Annotated in this window: 16 protein-coding genes; 3 read left to right on the forward strand and 13 right to left on the reverse strand. The window is 60.1% G+C overall.

Translation table 11 applies throughout. The features are described 5' to 3' along the window. Positions 1 to 92 precede the first annotated feature (92 nt). Entirely contained in the window at positions 93 to 761 is a 669-nt protein-coding gene (gene deoC, locus RF819_RS20115; protein WP_207160699.1) for a deoxyribose-phosphate aldolase, read from the reverse strand. 342 nt (positions 762 to 1,103) lie between these two features. Here deoC and RF819_RS20120 point away from each other — a divergent pair, with 342 nt between their 5' ends. After that, on the forward strand, positions 1,104 to 1,874 hold the full coding sequence (locus RF819_RS20120; protein WP_158081318.1) for a DeoR/GlpR family DNA-binding transcription regulator: 771 nt from the start codon (positions 1,104 to 1,106) through the stop codon (positions 1,872 to 1,874). Between the two features lie 194 nt (positions 1,875 to 2,068). On the opposite strand, the gene RF819_RS20125 is transcribed toward RF819_RS20120, so the two are convergent. The 12 genes from RF819_RS20125 to RF819_RS20180 all read right to left on the reverse strand — a co-directional run bounded on the left by RF819_RS20125 (position 2,069) and on the right by RF819_RS20180 (position 14,040). Continuing rightward, entirely contained in the window at positions 2,069 to 2,728 is a 660-nt protein-coding gene (locus tag RF819_RS20125) for an HAD family hydrolase (RefSeq protein ID WP_078366596.1), read from the reverse strand. Between the two features lie 48 nt (positions 2,729 to 2,776). Continuing rightward, positions 2,777 to 4,156, reverse strand: coding sequence for a patatin-like phospholipase family protein (locus RF819_RS20130; RefSeq protein ID WP_143541780.1), 1,380 nt, complete (start codon positions 4,154 to 4,156; stop codon positions 2,777 to 2,779). Positions 4,157 to 4,167: 11 nt separating this feature from the next. After that, complete coding sequence (locus RF819_RS20135; RefSeq protein ID WP_078366597.1) at positions 4,168 to 5,094, reverse strand: MBL fold metallo-hydrolase; 927 nt, start codon at positions 5,092 to 5,094, stop codon at positions 4,168 to 4,170. A gap of 68 nt (positions 5,095 to 5,162) precedes the next feature. Then, positions 5,163 to 5,780: a retropepsin-like aspartic protease family protein gene (locus RF819_RS20140; protein ID WP_143541781.1), complete on the reverse strand. Its 618-nt coding sequence runs from the start codon at positions 5,778 to 5,780 to the stop codon at positions 5,163 to 5,165. 269 nt (positions 5,781 to 6,049) lie between these two features. Beyond that, complete coding sequence (locus tag RF819_RS20145) at positions 6,050 to 7,180, reverse strand: acyl-CoA dehydrogenase family protein (RefSeq protein WP_078366599.1); 1,131 nt, start codon at positions 7,178 to 7,180, stop codon at positions 6,050 to 6,052. Positions 7,181 to 7,210: 30 nt separating this feature from the next. Next, positions 7,211 to 7,894: an SDR family oxidoreductase gene (locus tag RF819_RS20150; protein ID WP_078366600.1), complete on the reverse strand. Its 684-nt coding sequence runs from the start codon at positions 7,892 to 7,894 to the stop codon at positions 7,211 to 7,213. A 41-nt stretch (positions 7,895 to 7,935) separates the two neighbouring features. Next, complete coding sequence (locus tag RF819_RS20155) at positions 7,936 to 9,117, reverse strand: acetyl-CoA C-acyltransferase (RefSeq protein ID WP_078366601.1); 1,182 nt, start codon at positions 9,115 to 9,117, stop codon at positions 7,936 to 7,938. Positions 9,118 to 9,190: 73 nt separating this feature from the next. After that, entirely contained in the window at positions 9,191 to 11,041 is a 1,851-nt protein-coding gene (gene aceK / locus RF819_RS20160) for a bifunctional isocitrate dehydrogenase kinase/phosphatase (RefSeq protein ID WP_078366602.1), read from the reverse strand. An 84-nt stretch (positions 11,042 to 11,125) separates the two neighbouring features. Continuing rightward, on the reverse strand, positions 11,126 to 11,779 hold the full coding sequence (gene can, locus RF819_RS20165; protein ID WP_078366603.1) for a carbonate dehydratase: 654 nt from the start codon (positions 11,777 to 11,779) through the stop codon (positions 11,126 to 11,128). Positions 11,780 to 11,930: 151 nt separating this feature from the next. Beyond that, on the reverse strand, positions 11,931 to 13,112 hold the full coding sequence (locus RF819_RS20170; RefSeq protein ID WP_078366604.1) for an isovaleryl-CoA dehydrogenase: 1,182 nt from the start codon (positions 13,110 to 13,112) through the stop codon (positions 11,931 to 11,933). 26 nt (positions 13,113 to 13,138) lie between these two features. Continuing rightward, positions 13,139 to 13,585: a PaaI family thioesterase gene (locus RF819_RS20175; protein ID WP_078366605.1), complete on the reverse strand. Its 447-nt coding sequence runs from the start codon at positions 13,583 to 13,585 to the stop codon at positions 13,139 to 13,141. Further along, positions 13,582 to 14,040 carry a MerR family transcriptional regulator gene (locus tag RF819_RS20180; protein ID WP_078366606.1) on the reverse strand — a complete coding sequence of 153 codons (459 nt, stop codon included), beginning with the start codon at positions 14,038 to 14,040 and terminating at the stop codon, positions 13,582 to 13,584. The genes RF819_RS20175 and RF819_RS20180 overlap by 4 nt, the downstream gene beginning before the upstream one ends. Before the next feature lie 494 nt (positions 14,041 to 14,534). Here RF819_RS20180 and RF819_RS20185 point away from each other — a divergent pair, with 494 nt between their 5' ends. Then, positions 14,535 to 14,951, forward strand: coding sequence for a hypothetical protein (locus RF819_RS20185; RefSeq protein WP_143541782.1), 417 nt, complete (start codon positions 14,535 to 14,537; stop codon positions 14,949 to 14,951). A gap of 139 nt (positions 14,952 to 15,090) precedes the next feature. Then, positions 15,091 to 15,825, forward strand: a complete 735-nt coding sequence (locus RF819_RS20190; protein WP_143541783.1) for a hypothetical protein — start codon at positions 15,091 to 15,093, stop codon at positions 15,823 to 15,825. Positions 15,826 to 15,887: the final 62 nt, after the last annotated feature.

Here is a 15,887-nt window from a genome sequence, read left to right on the forward strand (position 1 = left end):
CAGCGCAAAAACAAGCGCAGATGAAGTCGTGTTGAAGTGCCCCAACCCGGAACAGGATGGATGGCAGAAATTTCACTTTGGACTCGCTCGGCTCAAGCGCCGATGATGGTCACGCTCAGACTGGCGCCAACCCTGGAAGCCCCGGCTTCAATCATGGCCAGCGCATCGGCCTGGCTGCGAACCCCACCCGAGGCCTTGACACCCACCAGCGGCCCCACCGTTTGGCGCATCAACGCAATATCTGCCACGGTGGCACCCGACTTACCAAAACCCGTGGAGGTTTTGACAAAATCCGCCCCAGCTTCAACGCTGAGTCGGCAAGCAGTTTCTTTTTGGGCGTCTGTCAACAAGCAGGTTTCAATGATCACCTTGAGGGTTTTGCCTGCGCACGCTTTTTTTACCAAAGCGATGTCATCTCGCACCAGGTCAAGATCACCGTCTTTCAGAGCGCCCACATTGATGACCATGTCGACTTCATCGGCACCGTTTTGGATGCAGGCCTGGGTTTCCTGAGCCTTGCACTCACTGAGCGTGGCGCCCAGCGGGAACCCCACCACACAACAAGTCAGAACCCCACTGCCTTTGAGTTTCTGGGCAACCAAAGGAACCCAGTAGGGATTCACGCACACCGAAGCAAACTTGAAGCGAATCGCCTCATCACATAAACGCTCCACTTCCACCCGCTGGGCGTCGGGCTTCAGGATGGTGTGGTCAATATAAGAGGCCAAGCTACGGTCATTCACCATCACTGTGTTTGTCATGCGCCACCTGTCAAATGTTGGGTTCAATGCATCTTTATTGAGATAAATGATACATCTAATGTTTGGATCTTCACATTTTTTGTTGAATGTTATTCACATTGATCGTAAAGTGCAAGCCATGCTTATTTTTCGAGGAAAGGCCCCACGACCAGACGCGTCGTTAGTGGCTCAGAATTTGCATGCCATGGTCTCCTGAAGAGGGTCCATATCAGAAGGGAAAAATGATGAATAAAAATGGCCAGGAAGTTTGTGCCGAGGTCCTTCGCAGCTGCAACGTCAGAGATACACACACGCCTGCTCTGTGCGTCGGACTCTGTTTTCTTCAGATGAAGGATGTCTGCCATGTTTGAGAAAAGGCGACAACGCATTGACAAGATATTGGCCCTGCTGGAAGTCAATCAGTCACTCCACATCCGCGATGTCGCTCAAATGCTCGAAGTGTCCGAGATGACACTTCGGCGCGACATCGCCCATGGGGACAACCGACTCCTCTATCTCGGTGGTTATCTGGTCAAGCCAGGAACGAACAAGGCCTCCCAGTACAGTCTGGACAGCGAAAAGGGCGTCGGGCTCAAGAACAAGCGTTGGGTCGGTCGCCTTGCAGCCGAACAGATCCAGAGTGGGGACTGCATCTTCATCGACTGCGGTACCACAACACCCCACATCGTGGCTGCCATGCCCAAAGACATCGAGTGCACGGTGATTTGTTATGCAAAGAACATTGCCTACCCACTCTCCAGCTTTCCCAACGTGACCTTGGTGCTGCTGGGCGGTGTCTACTACCCGTCATCAGCCACCTTTTACTGCGAAGAGAGTGTGGGTTACCTGAACAAATTCGGCATCAACAAAGCCTTTCTGTCCGCAGGCGGGGTCAGCCTGGAGCGAGGCATCAGCTGCTCACACCTGCACGAGGTGAAGATCAAGCAAGCCATCCTGGGTATCGCCATCAAGAAGATTCTGGTGGTGGATTCAGGCAAGTTCGGCCAGTTCCGTTCTGCCTTTTTCGCCGATTTTGCGCAGATCGATAGCGTGGTCACCGATTCAGGGATTGATGCCGAGACCGCTGCCAAGATCACCGACAGCCACACCGAGTTGCTGATCGCACAAGCCTAGTCCAACAAATCTCGTTGCGAACGTGCTTACAAAATCCTTACCACAAGTTTTTTCCCGAGCAACTCACAGTTTGTGTGGATAACTTTGTGCACCAGTCACAGAACAACCCGGCAAAGCCTTGTCTGGTGCGGCCTGCAACGCGATGCCAAAAAAATAAGCAGCAGGGACAAGTGCCAAAAATTAATAAAAAAATATCAGCTTGTCCCCAGCAAAACAGCCAGCTCAGTCATGTTAGGAAACAGCCGGTGCGCACCGGCCGCCAGCAAAGCCGGCCCCGCTTCCGGCAGTGGGCAGTAGGCCCAGACGGTGGCCCCCGCCGCCACACCAGCGGTGATACCGACCGTGGTGTCTTCGATCACCAGGCAATGCTCGGCGGGCACGTCAAGGTGCCGGGCCGCTGCCAGATACACGTCCGGCGCGGGTTTGGAGCGTGGCATTTCATGCCCGCTGAAAACGCGCCCCGCAAAAAAGTCCAGCAAGCCGACCTGGCCCAACATCATCTCGACCTTGAAACGATCCGCCCCTGAGGCGCACGCGATCTGACCGTCAAAGCGCGTGTGTGCGGCCTGCACCGCCGCGTCAGCACCGGCGATGATGGTCGCCCGGGCGCAAAGCGCCTCGTTACGGCGCTGGTAAAAGCGCTGCATCCAGTCTTCGGTCAACGGCTGGCCGGTGCGGCGTTCAATCTCGGCATGCTCCTCACGCACCGCCTTGCCGATGAAAAAAGCCATACATTCGGCCAGCGTCATGGACCAGCCACTCTCATCCAACATGTCACGCAACACACCACAGGTGATGGCCTCGCTGTCCACCAACACACCGTCACAGTCAAACAGAACCGCCTTAAAACTCATAGCTACTAACCCTTTAAATACGTGGGCTCTCGCCCAACTTCTCACAAATCACGGGACAACAGGTGTCGCCCCCAGATCCTTCAACAAGGACTGAAATTCCTTGGAACTGCGCAGCACCCGCCCACCCGCAGCCACCAGCCGCGTGACATCGTCGTTGGGCAGTGAAAACGCGGTGGGAATCTGCAGCAACACCCGGCGCTCGGCCATCTCGGGCGCGTCACTCAGGTTAACGTTGATGACATAAATCTTGGCATCTGGCGCAAACGGGTCGTCAGCACTGCGCTTGCGCAGCTCCTGGCGCCAGGCTTGGACGGTGTCGCGCAGCAGCTCCAGCGTCTCCTGGGTGGCGCGCCCGCCGGTGCCAAACAGCAGCGCGTCCATCACCTGCAAGGTGGTGGGCACCTCGTCGTGCGAGTCGATGTTTTCCGAGGCAGCCCGCTCGGCATTCACCGCGATGATCACGAGCTTCTCGATCGGTGTATCCGTCATCGGGCCGACCGCGCTGCGCAGGCCACCGTCGGCTTGCGAGCGATCCAGCAAACTGCGCAGGCCCAGGTTGTCAACCAGACCACCGTCCACCAGATGGATGTAGGGACGGGTGGAGGCGTCCAAGTAGGAGCGCTGGCTGTCACGCAACAGGCGCACGCGGTAGGCATCGGCCTCGGAGCTGGTCAGCGTCACCGGTTGGGCACAGGTGTCGCTGTAGTTTTTGAGTGTCATCGGGCTCAACGCAATCGGCACCGCGCTGGAGGCCGCCACCGCAAACGACAGTGGCACGCTGTTCAAATCGGAGCAGATCAGCGAGAACTGTCGCCAGCTGAACTCGAACCCAGAGCCCAGCGACAGGTCGGTGGCAGAGACCAGCAGCCCGGGATGGCCCGGGCGTTCGGTCAGGTCACCAAAGGTTTTGCCTTTGAACAGCTCGTCCAGGCGCCGCTCCAGCAGGTTGGACCGGCCAAACCAGGGCGAGGTCAGGTCGTACAGGTTGCGCACTTTGAGGGCGTAGCTGACCAGGTTGTCCTGGAAGTTCTTGCGCAGGAACTGGTTCTCAAAAGCCGGAAAAGTCTCACTGCCAAAGGCCGCGTAATACGCCGCCACGATGCTGCCGCCCGACACCCCACTGATCAGGTCCAGCTCGTCAATCAGACTGATGCTGTTGCCCTGCCATGGCACCTGAGTCTGGCGCAAGGCATCGAGCACGCCATAACCAAAGGCAGCGGCACGTGCGCCACCGCCCGAGAGGCTCACCAGCATCAGCATCTTGCGGTCTTGCGCGGGAGCCGCGTCACGCAGCGCTGCCTCACGGTCACCATACATTTTCATCGGCTGGTTCTGCCAGGGTCGCAGGCTGGAGCAGCCGCTCAGCAGCACCAGCACCATCAGCGCCAACATCCAGCGCCGCAAGGGTTTGACAATCACATCGGTCATCTGTGTCTGGGTCAGGTATTGAACAAGTGGGGGCCTTGCTGCCTGGCCGCGCCGGACGCCACCAGCTCGTCCACCAGCAACGCCAGCGCCTGCGCCAAAGGCAACTCGGCAAATTGCTGGTGCACCAATCGGGCCAGGTAGGGCGTGGCTTGCGCCCAGGCCAGCAGCTCGGATTGTTCCAAAGATTGGGCCTCCAGCAGCTTGAACTTGAGCAAGACCTTGGTGGCGTAGCGCAGATGTTGCTGCGGGTGGGCCACAAAACGCGCCAGCCGCTGGCGCGCCACACCCAGCGCCTGCGCCACATCGGTGAACGGCGCGCCGTGGCCGGGCACCACCCAGCGCGGCGCCAGCGCCTCGATCACATCGAGCGTGGCGGCCACCTCGTCAAAGGCGCCGTCGCCATCCAGCTCGGGGAACACCACGCCAAAACCTCGCTGCCACAAGGCGTCGGCCGACACCAGGGTGCGGCTCATCGGCTCAAACAAAATCACCGAATAGGTGTCGTGCCCCGGCGCGGCATGCACCTGCCACACCGCGTCACCCAGGGACAACTCGGAGCCCGGCACCAGCACCGCGTCAAAACCAAAACGCGGGCAGCTTTGCCCGGTGGGGGTGTAGCTCAATGCGTGCGGGTTCCAGTCGCGCACATACGCGGCCTGCCCGGGCGGGATCAGGGTGCGCAGTTGCGGGTAGGCCGCTTGTAATGCCACATTGCCACCACAGTGGTCACTGTGCAAATGGGTGTTGATCAGCACATCCAGCGCCCGGCCCTGCAGGCTGGCGGCCAGCAGGGCCAAGGTTTGCGGCGCATGGGTGCAGTAACCACTGTCGATCAACGCGGTGCCCGCCGCGCCCTGGATCACGATGTTGTTGGACGACAACCAGCCGCGCTCCAGCACAGTCAGCCCCGGGGGCAAGCCAGTGGCTGAGTTACTCATAAACAAAAATGGCCTCCAGCCCTTATAAAACAAGCGCAGATAGCTATCATTTTTTAAAAATGCAGAACCTAGCGCGCCCGCAGCACCATCTGCTTCTGGCCCAGGCTGATGTCAAATTTGGACAGGAACGACTGCCCCAGCAGCGCCTGCTTGTCGTCCCCCAAACTCAAGCCCACACCCACCTTGACGTTGCTGACACGCAGTGGGCCCAGCACCACCGTCACGCCGTCCACCACCCGGCCCGCTCGCTCGCCGTTGGCCGTGTGGAAGGTGGTGGGTACACCGCCGTTCACGCCTGCGGCCTGGGCCAGCGGCTCACTGACACTCACCAGCGAGGCACCGGTGTCCACCAGGAACATCACCTCGCGCCCGTTGATGCTGCCAGGGCTGTAGAAGTGGCCGTCTTGCGCCCGTGGGATGACCAGATCACCATTGGCCAGCACCTGCGACTGTTTGGGTTTGAGGTAATACGTCATCAAGCCATACACCAGGCCCATGACAGCAAACCAGAACAGCAGCATCGGGATCAGCCCGGTTTGGCGCGGCGCGGATGGTTTTGACGTCGCTTGGTGGCGCAGGTTGTTGTTCGAGAACGATCTGAACTTGTGGCGGGTGTCATTGAGCTGACGTTGTTTGTCGCGCTCGCGCTGCGCGTCCCGAAACCAGTCGCGGTCTTCGACACCCATGCTCAGGCAGCGCCCCGGCCAAGCAACCACCCTGCGGTGGCCATCGGCGCGCACACTTCAGAGAAAAAAATCTGCTTCATCACCCGCCTTGTCATGTGGTTGGGAGCTGAGCATTCTAGAAGTGCCACGGCGCCCTGGCCGACCACCAGGATGTCAACCTGGTTAACGCCCTGGGTGTCATTGACTTTGAACTCCGGCGACGGCCAGCAGACATTGCTTGCGACGTGTCTTGAGGACCAGAGACGCCCACCCGCTGAGCAGGCCCGCCCTCAGCCCAGCGCCCGCTGGATGATGATTTTTTGCACGTCACTCGTGCCTTCGTAGATCTGGCAGACGCGCACATCGCGGTAGATGCGCTCCACGGGGAAGTCGCTCACATAACCATAACCACCGAGCGTCTGGATGGCGGCGCTGCAAACTTTTTCAGCCATCTCGCTGGCAAACAGTTTGGCCATGGCCGCCTCCTTGAGGCAGGGGCGACCCGCATCACGCAGGCTGGCGGCGTGCCAGATCAGCTGGCGAGCCGCTTCGAGTTGGGTGGCACATTCGGCCAGACGGAAACCCACCGCCTGGTGGTTGAAGATGGCTGTGCCAAAGCTGCTGCGGTCTTTGGCGTAGGTGATGGCGACCTCCAGTGCACTGCGCGCCATGCCAACACTTTGTGCGGCGATGCCGATGCGGCCACCTTCCAAGCCACCCAGCGCAATGCCGTACCCCTCGCCCTCTTTGCCAATCAGGTTCTCTGCGGGCACACGGCAGTTGTCGAAGTTGATCTGCGCGGTGTCGCTGCTGTGTTGGCCCAGTTTGTCCTCCACCCGCGCCACCACATAACCCGGGGTGTTGGTCGGCACCAGGAACGCACTCATGCCCTTCTTGCCCGCGCCCTTGTCGGTCACCGCAATCACAATGGCCAGATCACCGTTTTTGCCGCTGGTGATGAACTGTTTGACACCGTTGATCAGATAACTGTCACCGTCTTTGACCGCCGTGGTGCGCAAGCCCGACGCGTCACTGCCGACATGCGGCTCGGTCAGGCAGAAGGCGCCCAGCATCTGGCCCTGCGCCAGCGGCTCCAGCCACTGCTTCTTTTGGGCAGCGTTGCCGTACTTCATCAGGATGGCGTTGACCGGGCAGTTGGTGACACTGATCACGGTGCTGGTACCGCCATCACCAGCGGCAATTTCCTCGAGCACCAGCGCCAGCGTCAGGTAGTCCATCCCGGCGCCACCGAGCTCCTCGGGCACACAGATGCCATAACAACCCAGCGCGGCCAGCCCTTGGTGCGCGGCTTTGGGAAAGGTGTGTTCCTTGTCCCAGCGGGCGGCGTGGGGCCAGAGTTCGGCTTGGGCAAAAGCGCGCACCGCGTCGCGCACCATTTCCTGGTCTTGGGTCAGCAGCATGGGGTCTCCGTTGCTTGTGTTGTGGGCTGTTTACCAACCCGCGAAGGGGCGGCCATCCCATTGCAGGTAAGGCACGTCGTCACAGCCGTGTATCGTCTTGCTGCTTTTGTGCTTGGCCAGCGTCTGGCGCAGGGCGGACACACTGTCTTGCACCGTCAGCGCCGCCGCCGATGTGCCCATGTCGGTCTGCACCCAGCCGGGGTGTAGCAGCAGAAACTGGGCACGCGGGTAGTCCGGCTGGGCGGCCACCACGGCCATGTTGAGCGCGGCCTTGCTGACCTTGTAGAGCCAGCCCCGGCTGCTGCGGCTGTCGCCGATGTGGCCCATGTCGCTGGACAAAAAGGCAAACTGCCCACCCGCCTCCTCGACCCAGGGCGCCACCTGGGGCAAGGCCTGCATGACCCCCAACACGTTGGTGTGCATCATCACGTCAAAGTCCTGCTGCGTTGGCGGCGAGATGGCGCCACCGGTCGAGAACACCCCGGCCACATACAGCGCCAGGTCCAGCTTCTCACCATCGAGCAGCCAGCTCAGGCCGCTGACACTGGCCGGGTCGGCCACATCCAGCTGGATGGTCTGCGCGCCCACATCCTTGAGCCGCGCCAGCCCGTCTGCGTCGCGCGCGGTGGCGATCACACGCTGGCCCGCATCCAAGTACTGGCGCACCAGCTCCAGGCCAATACCGCGCGAGGCGCCTATCACCAAAACATTCATGCCTCAAGCCCTTATTTTGATTGGGTCAGCAACTATCAAATTTATAACAATTCAAGCGCCACTGCGGTCGCCTCGCCGCCACCAATACACAGGGTGGCCACGCCCTTTTTCAGGCCACGTGCCTGCAAGGCATACAGCAAGGTGACCATGATGCGCGCGCCACTGGCGCCAATCGGGTGGCCCAGCGCGCAGGCGCCGCCGTTGACGTTGACCACCTCGTGGCCCAGGTTCAGCTCGTGCATCAGCGCCATGGCCACCACCGCAAAAGCTTCGTTGACCTCCCACAGGTCGACGTCGGCCACGCTCCAGCCCGCCCGCGCCAGCACCTTGTGCACCGAGCCGACCGGCGCGGTGGCAAATTTGGCCGGCTCCTGCGCATGAACCGCGTGTGCCACCAGTCGTGCCAATGGCTGGCAGCCGAACTTGGTGGCGGTGCTTTCCCGCATCAGCACCAGTGCGGCCGCGCCGTCGTTGATGCTGGAGCTGCTGGCGGCGGTGATGCTGCCGTCTTTTTTGAACGCGGGTTTGAGCGTGGGGATCTTGTCGAGTTTGATGCGGCCCGGCCCTTCGTCCACGCTGATCACCGTGTCGCCGTGGCGGCCCTTGACCGTGACCGGGGTGATCTCGGCGGCAAACGCACCCGATTGGATGGCATGTTGTGCACGGCTCACGCTGGCAATCGCATAAGCGTCCTGCTGGGCGCGGGTGAAGCCGTATTGGGCGGCGCAGTCTTCACCAAACGTGCCCATGGAGCGCCCGACCTCGTAGGCGTCCTCCAGGCCATCGAGCATCATGTGGTCAAAAATCCGGTCGTGGCCAATGCGGTAACCGGCCCGGCCTTTTTGCAGCAGGTAGGGGGCATTGGTCATGCTCTCCATACCGCCGGTGACCAGCACATCGGCGCTACCGGCCAGCAGCATGTCGTGGCCAAACATGGTGCTGCGCATGCCCGAGCCGCAGATTTTGGACAAGGTCACCGCGCCCGCGCTGATCGGCAAACCCGCCTTCAGTGCAGCCTGGCGCGCCGGTGCCTGGCCCTGGCCGGCGGGCAACACATTGCCAAACAGCACCTCATCCACCAGCGCCGGTGCAATCGCGGCGCGCTCAACCGCCGCGCGGATGGCGGCCGCACCCAGGTCATGCGCGGCGAGCGTGGCAAAGTCACCCTGAAAACTGCCCATCGGCGTGCGCGCGGCAGCCACAATCACAATCGCATCCGTCATAGAGTCTCCTTGGTATAAAAAGTGCCTCTAGCCCTTATTCAGTCAGGGCGAACAGCTATTAAAAACAAAGTTGCTACATCGACTCCGGCAACTCCGACTGGCGCGGGCTGACCACAAACCGTTTGCTCTGGTCATACGGGAACACGTCAAACATATGGCCTTGCTGGATGCGGTCCTTGTTTTTCTGCCAGAACGCCGGGTCCAGCAGGTTGGCATGGTGTTTCATGAACACCTCACGCACCGCCGGGTTGCCCAGCAGGAACGGGCCAAAGGTCTCGGGAAACACATCGTGCGGGCCAACCGTGTACCAGACCTCGCCCGACATCTCGTCTTCCTCACAACGCGGTTTGGGCACCTTGCGGAACACGCAGTCGGTGATGTATTCGATCTCGTCATAGTCGTAAAACACCACCTTGCCGTGGCGGGTGATGCCAAAGTTCTTCCACAACATGTCGCCCGGGAAGATGTTGGCGGCAATCAGGTCTTTGAGCGCGTTGCCGTATTCGATGACACCGTGCTCCAACTGGGCGCGGGCACTCTGGGCGGCGGGGCTGCTGTTGCTGGGGTCGGCACCACCGGCGTCAAAAGCGTCCTGCAAGTAGATGTTGAGCGGGATCATGCGCCGCTCGATGTAGACGTGTTTGAGGATGACCTCCAGCTGGCCATCCCCATCGCGGTCGCTGATCTCGAGCTGGCTGGGCGCCAGCTTCTCAATCTCGGCGATCAGCTCGTCGGTGAAACGGTTGCGCGGAAAAGCCACACCGCTGTACTCCAGCGTGTCGGCCATGCGCCCCACACGGTCGTGTTGTTTGACCAGCAGGTACTTGCCCTTGATCTGCTCGCGGCTGGTGTCCTTGGGCGGCGGGTAAAAGTCCTTTATGACCTTGAACACATAAGGAAAGCTGGGCAAATCAAACACCAGCATGACCATGCCCTTGATGCCCGGCGCAATGCGGAATTGGTCGGTGGAGTGGCGCAGGTGGTACAAGAAGTCGCGGTAAAACAGGGTCTTGCCTTGCTTGGCCAGGCCAAGTGCGTTGTACAACTCGTTGCGGGGTTTACGCGGCATCAGGCTGCGCAGAAACTGCACGTAGGCGCTCGGGATGTCCATGTCCACCATGAAGTAGGCCCGGGCAAAACCAAACAACACGTGCATGTCGTCATCGCCGTGCAGCACCGCATCGATGCGCAGCTGGGTCTCCGCCTGGTTGTACAAAATCGGCAGGGCAAACGGCTGCTCGGTAAACCCATTGATCAGCTTGCCAATGAGGTAGGCACCTTTGTTGCGGTAGAACAGGCTGCTGAGCACCTGGATCTGCAAGTTGGCGTGCACCTTGACGCGATCCAACATCGGCCGGATCACCCCCGTCACCAACGCGGCGTCGCGCGGCAGGTCTTCAAATTCGCGGCACAGGCCAAAGTCGAGCACCATCTGCTGCAACACCCCGGCCAAGTTGTCGAGCGTGGGGTAATACGCGCGGTAGGTGGGCTGTGCCTCGGGCGCATTGTTCTCGATGTACTCGGTGCTGACCACCGGGCGGAAAAAGATGAAGCTGTTCTGGAAATAACTGCGGTGCAGGATCTTGGTGGTGACCGAGTTGAAAAAGGTCTCGGCCAGCTCGGGCTGGAGGTGGTCTACCAGCAAGCCGATGTAATGCAGTTTGACCTGGTGCCATATGTCCATCGGCTGCTCACCGGCCTTGAACTCGCGCTCCAGCCGCATGAAGCATTCGCGCACGCGCAGGTCGTAGAACTCGATGCGTTCACGCTGGGCGCGCTGCTGACCGGCCCAGTCGGCGGTCTCAAAGCGTTGTTTGGCGCGGGCCGATTCGCTGCGAAACAGGTGGTAGTGGCGGTTGAAGCCATCCATCATGGCCTTGGCAATCTCGTAGGCCACAGGGGAGTCCAGTCGGGTCGGAAACATGTCTGCTCTCTTCTGTATAGCTATCAGGGCTTGAGGGATAAAGGCTACAACGCATTTTCATTAACAACCGACTGGTGGCCAGGCCTACAACCCCGGGCGCGGGTAACGCTTGAAGGCTTTGACAAAAATGTCGGTCACCTCGTGGCTGCCCTGCATGGTGACACCCAGGTCGTTGACCAGACCATCTTTCAGGCCGTAACACCAGCCGTGCACCGCCACTTTCTGGCCGCGCGCCCAGGCGTCCTGCAGCACATTGGACAGCGCCACATTGGCCACCTGTTCGATCACATTCATCTCACACAAGACGTCTTCCTGCTGCACCAGCGCCAGGTGGTCAAGCCGGCGGCGGTGGCGCAGCTTCACATCGTGCACATGGCGCAGCCAGTTGTCAGCCAGGCCCACGCGGGTGCCACGCAAGGCAGCCAGCACACCGCCGCAACCGTAATGGCCCACCACCATGATGTGCTCCACCTTGAGGTGGTCCACCGCGTACTGGATGACCGACAGGGCATTGAGGTCAGAGTGCACCACCACATTGGCGATATTGCGGTGCACAAACACCTCGCCCGGGTCCAGGCCGGTGATTTCGTTGGCCGGTACCCGGCTGTCGGCACAGCCGATCCACAGGTATTTGGGCGCCTGCTGTTGCGCCAGCCGGTCAAAAAATCCGGGGCGCTGCAACTGCATGTTGGCGGCCCAGAGGCGGTTGTTGTCGAGAAGGTTCTGCAGGGAAGACATGGTTTGACTTTTTTTGAGTATGAAAGGCTGAGATCAGTCTGTCATTTTGCCTAGAGGACCTTGCGCGAACATGTCTGCCGCCCTATAACCTCAATCCCCTTGGCGCCATGGGCCAGCTCCGACCCCATCCTCCCCGGCCCAGGTTAGGCGCTCAACAGGTCTCAGCAAACAGCTCGCGCCCAATCAACATGCGCCGGATCTCACTGGTGCCCGCGCCAATTTCATACAACTTGGCGTCGCGCCACAAGCGGCCCAGCGGGTACTCGTTGATGTAGCCGTTGCCACCAAAAATCTGCACACCCTCCCCCGCCATCCAGGTGGCTTTTTCGGCGCACCACAGGATCACCGAGGCGCAGTCCTTGCGCACCTGGCGCACATGCTCTAGCCCAAGCATGTCGAGGTTCTTGGCCACGGTGTAGGCGAATGAGCGCCCGGCCTGCAGCACGGTGTACATGTCGGCCACCTTGCCCTGGATCAGCTGGAATTCACCAATGCTCTGGCCAAACTGCTTACGGTCGTGGATGTAGGGCACCACGTTGTCCATCACACTTTGCATGATGCCCAGCGGCCCGCCGGTGAGCACCGCGCGTTCGTAGTCCAGCCCGCTCATGAGCACTTTGGCGCCCTGGTTCAGGCCGCCCAGGATGTGGGACTCGGGCACCTCGACGTTGTTGAAGACCAGCTCACCCGTGTGGCTGCCACGCATACCGAGTTTGTCGAGCTTTTGCGCCACGCTGAAACCCGGCATACCCTTCTCGATCAAAAAGGCGGTGACACCGCGTGCGCCGAGTTCGGGTTCGGTCTTGGCGTAGACCACCAGGGTGTCGGCATCGGGGCCGTTGGTGATCCACATCTTGCTGCCGTTGAGCAGGAAGTAGCCGCCCTTGTCCTGCGCCTTGAGCTTCATGCTGATCACATCACTGCCGGCGCCAGGTTCACTCATGGCCAGGGCGCCGACATGTTCACCACTGATCAGCTTGGGCAGGTACTTGGCACGTTGGGCTTCGGTGCCGTTGCGTTTGATCTGGTTCACACAAAGGTTGCTGTGCGCTCCGTAGCTCAGGCCCACCGAGGCGCTGGCGCGGCTGATCTCCTCCATCGCCACCATGTGCGCCAGGTAACCCATGTTGGCGCCGCCATATTCTTCCCCCACGGTGATGCCCAGCACACCGAGGGCGCCCATCTTGGGCCACAGGTCCATGGGAAACTGGTCGGTGCGGTCGATCTCGGCCGCACGGGGTGCGATCTCGGTCTGGGCGAAGTCTCGCACCGCATCACGCAGCGCGTCGACGTCGTCACCAAGCTGAAAGTTGAGTCCAGGCAGGTTGTTCATGGGGGGTGTCTCCTCGGGTCCAGGTTTTAGTAGTTTTTGGGCACCGGCATCACGGTCTGCTGCATCACCGCACACAGGGTCTGGGTGCCGTCGTCGGCAATGTGGCTGACCTCGGCGCTGGTGACGATGACGCGTTTGCCGTTCTTGACCACCCGGCCGGTGGCACACAACTCCCCACCGTGGCAGGCCGCCAGAAAATTGATCTTGTACTCCAGGCTGACCACCTCCGTGTCGGGCGGCGCCACGGTCAGCGCGGCGTAGCCCCCGGCGATGTCGGCCAGCGCACCCACCGCCCCGCCGTGGAACGAGCCATGCTGCTGGCTGGCCTTGTCAGAAAAAGGCAGGGTGACCACACATTCCCCCGGCACCACACGCAGCAGTTCGGCCCCCAGGTGGCGCATCAGGCCCTGGCGCTCCAAGCTGCGCTGCACACGTTGCAAAGGGGTTTCGGTGGGGGTGGTGGGTTGTGTCATGGGCTGTGGGTGGGCTGAGGGGTTGAGGGGCTGGGTTCACGGGAAGAGGCGGGCTTGGTGGGGGGCTGGCGCAAGGCTTTAGCCAACAGGGTTTTGGCTTCACGCTGGTGCACCTTGATCTCATCCAGATTGGCCTGGATGTCTGTCATCTGCGCCTCCAGCAGCTGTTGCTGCTGGCCCAGCACCTGCAGAAACCGCTCCAGCTGCGCGGCGGTGTCGCGCGGGCTGTCGTACATGTCGATGATGTCTTTGGCATCAGTCAGGGACAGGCCCAGCCGCTTGGCACGCAGCGTGAGTTTGAGGCGTGTGCGGTCACGCCCGCTGTAGATGCGGTTGCGCCCGCCGGGGCCTGTGCGCTCGGGCTGCAGCAGGCCCATGTCTTCATAAAAACGCATGGCCCGTGTGGTGAGGTCAAACTCTTTGGCCAGGTCGCTGATGCTGTAAGTCTGTGACATGAAAGGAAAAATTCGGGTGAACAAGGTCTTCTGACGTTGACGTAAACGTCAACTATTGGCCGGATTATGGCGTACAAACTTTGAGGGCGAGCTGACGGCGTGTTCCGGCTGAAGAAGCCATACTGTCTGGTGCAAAAACACCAGTTTTCCGATCCCATGGAATCTGCGGATTCAACGCTTGAGGTGTTGAGCAAGGGAACACACGCGAAACCCCCATTTGGGGGATGTTCAGGTCGCATACAGACAGTCACAATGCAGATAAAGCTGTGTGTCCGACTCCTCCTCAAGTGGGGGCATCCTGCACAAATCCGGGTTGTGCGGCTTACCGACTTCGTCGTTTTCAATATACCTTTATGTCGCGCCAGATATTTCGTCTAACTTATTGATTTGTATGAAAAATATCGATGACTTTTCGTGGCGTTATCTGACTTACTGCCAAGTTATCCCGCAAAATTGCGGGATAAATCAAAGTTATGCCTTCGGAATCTGACCTGATGTCCAAAAAGAAGCCGATCACCCAAACCGAGCTAGATATGGTCGCTCGCCTTAACTCCGAGCGCTTTTCCGCTGACGATCTGCTGGAGATTTCTGATGCTGTCCACGACATTCCCGAAGATCGCCGAGATTGGGAAGGAAGAATGTTTCTTCTTGCCAAACGCTTCCCTAGGCAGCACTACCGTGCAATGGCAGCGGACTACCGGCTCACAGCAATGTCCACACTCATCGCCAAGAACACATTGCCTCTCGGAGTGTTGCCGCAAGCTCCCGATGGCTCGCACATGGTCGGCGAATCCGTCTTTGAGGCTGCCGCAATGGAACCGCTTCTCCTGCGGGGGAATGAACCATTCTTTGAGCCAGAATCTTTTCGCCGACGCGTTCTTGAACTTACCGAAACTGATGGCAAGGCATAGCCCTGCGGTCCACCTGACGCTGCGCGATAAAGCCGCGCAGCCCCGGTGACCTCCACGTTAGGCCTCGCGAATGTCAGCCGATACGACTCACCCGGCGCTAATCCAGCCCTCGGACCAGAGTGCCTCCATCTGGAGGTACATGGACTTCGCGAAGTACGTGGCGCTGTTGCGGTCGAAGGCCCTCTACTTCTTCCGCATAGACAAGTTTGACGATCCGTTCGAAGGAACAATCTCCCGAGCCGAGTATGAAGACATCGTCGCCCGCGCAAAGAAGGGCGAGCAGGACGGAAGGCTACCGCCAGAATGGCGTGGCAAGTACTTTGATGTACTTATGCAGAACGCCAGAAACGGACGCCGCTCTTGCTACGTCAACTGCTGGCACTTCAACGAGGGTGAGTCTGAAGCGATGTGGCGCCTCTACTCGCAGTCCTCCTTCGCAATCGCAATCAAGTCGAGGTACTGCAAGCTTAGGGACGCCCTTCCAACTCCAAGCGAATCGGGCCGCCCGCACGTCGGCCCGATGCTGGGAAGGGTGACGTACCTCGATCATTTCAAGGAACAACTCCCAACCGGCAACCTCTTGGTCCCTCTCATGAACAAGCGACCTTCATTCCAGCATGAGCAGGAGTGCCGAGCGCTGATCTGGATCCCTGAACCGGATGACTATGTGCTCCATCCAGATCCAGATGCCATCTTCGCAAAGTACCCAGTCGGTCTGAGCATTGATGTCGATCTGCCAAGTCTTGTCGAGTTCACGGCCGTCTCGCCCCTCGCACCAAGCTGGTTCCTCGAGAGCGTGGCAGACGTCACCGTGCGTTACGGGTTTCAATGGCCCACCATTGCCTCTTCTCTAGCCGCAAAGCCATACATCTAAGCTGAGCAGCGAGGCCTAACCCTTCGCTCGAGCAGACCTCCACCGCCACAACACCTCCCAAA

The organism is Rhodoferax fermentans, from assembly GCF_002017865.1.
Taxonomy (GTDB): domain Bacteria; phylum Pseudomonadota; class Gammaproteobacteria; order Burkholderiales; family Burkholderiaceae_C; genus Rhodoferax; species Rhodoferax fermentans.

Bases quoted from the DNA above. Each gene is read 5' to 3' on its own strand.
- deoC (WP_207160699.1), bottom strand. From the start codon at position 761: ATGACAAACACAGTGATGGTGAATGACCGTAGCTTGGCCTCTTATATT.
- RF819_RS20120 (WP_158081318.1), top strand. From the start codon at position 1,104: ATGTTTGAGAAAAGGCGACAACGCATTGACAAGATATTGGCCCTGCTG.
- RF819_RS20125 (WP_078366596.1), bottom strand. From the start codon at position 2,728: ATGAGTTTTAAGGCGGTTCTGTTTGACTGTGACGGTGTGTTGGTGGAC.
- RF819_RS20130 (WP_143541780.1), bottom strand. From the start codon at position 4,156: ATGACCGATGTGATTGTCAAACCCTTGCGGCGCTGGATGTTGGCGCTG.
- RF819_RS20135 (WP_078366597.1), bottom strand. From the start codon at position 5,094: ATGAGTAACTCAGCCACTGGCTTGCCCCCGGGGCTGACTGTGCTGGAG.
- RF819_RS20140 (WP_143541781.1), bottom strand. From the start codon at position 5,780: ATGGGTGTCGAAGACCGCGACTGGTTTCGGGACGCGCAGCGCGAGCGC.
- RF819_RS20145 (WP_078366599.1), bottom strand. From the start codon at position 7,180: ATGCTGCTGACCCAAGACCAGGAAATGGTGCGCGACGCGGTGCGCGCT.
- RF819_RS20150 (WP_078366600.1), bottom strand. From the start codon at position 7,894: ATGAATGTTTTGGTGATAGGCGCCTCGCGCGGTATTGGCCTGGAGCTG.
- RF819_RS20155 (WP_078366601.1), bottom strand. From the start codon at position 9,117: ATGACGGATGCGATTGTGATTGTGGCTGCCGCGCGCACGCCGATGGGC.
- aceK (WP_078366602.1), bottom strand. From the start codon at position 11,041: ATGTTTCCGACCCGACTGGACTCCCCTGTGGCCTACGAGATTGCCAAG.
- can (WP_078366603.1), bottom strand. From the start codon at position 11,779: ATGTCTTCCCTGCAGAACCTTCTCGACAACAACCGCCTCTGGGCCGCC.
- RF819_RS20170 (WP_078366604.1), bottom strand. From the start codon at position 13,112: ATGAACAACCTGCCTGGACTCAACTTTCAGCTTGGTGACGACGTCGAC.
- RF819_RS20175 (WP_078366605.1), bottom strand. From the start codon at position 13,585: ATGACACAACCCACCACCCCCACCGAAACCCCTTTGCAACGTGTGCAG.
- RF819_RS20180 (WP_078366606.1), bottom strand. From the start codon at position 14,040: ATGTCACAGACTTACAGCATCAGCGACCTGGCCAAAGAGTTTGACCTC.
- RF819_RS20185 (WP_143541782.1), top strand. From the start codon at position 14,535: ATGTCCAAAAAGAAGCCGATCACCCAAACCGAGCTAGATATGGTCGCT.
- RF819_RS20190 (WP_143541783.1), top strand. From the start codon at position 15,091: ATGGACTTCGCGAAGTACGTGGCGCTGTTGCGGTCGAAGGCCCTCTAC.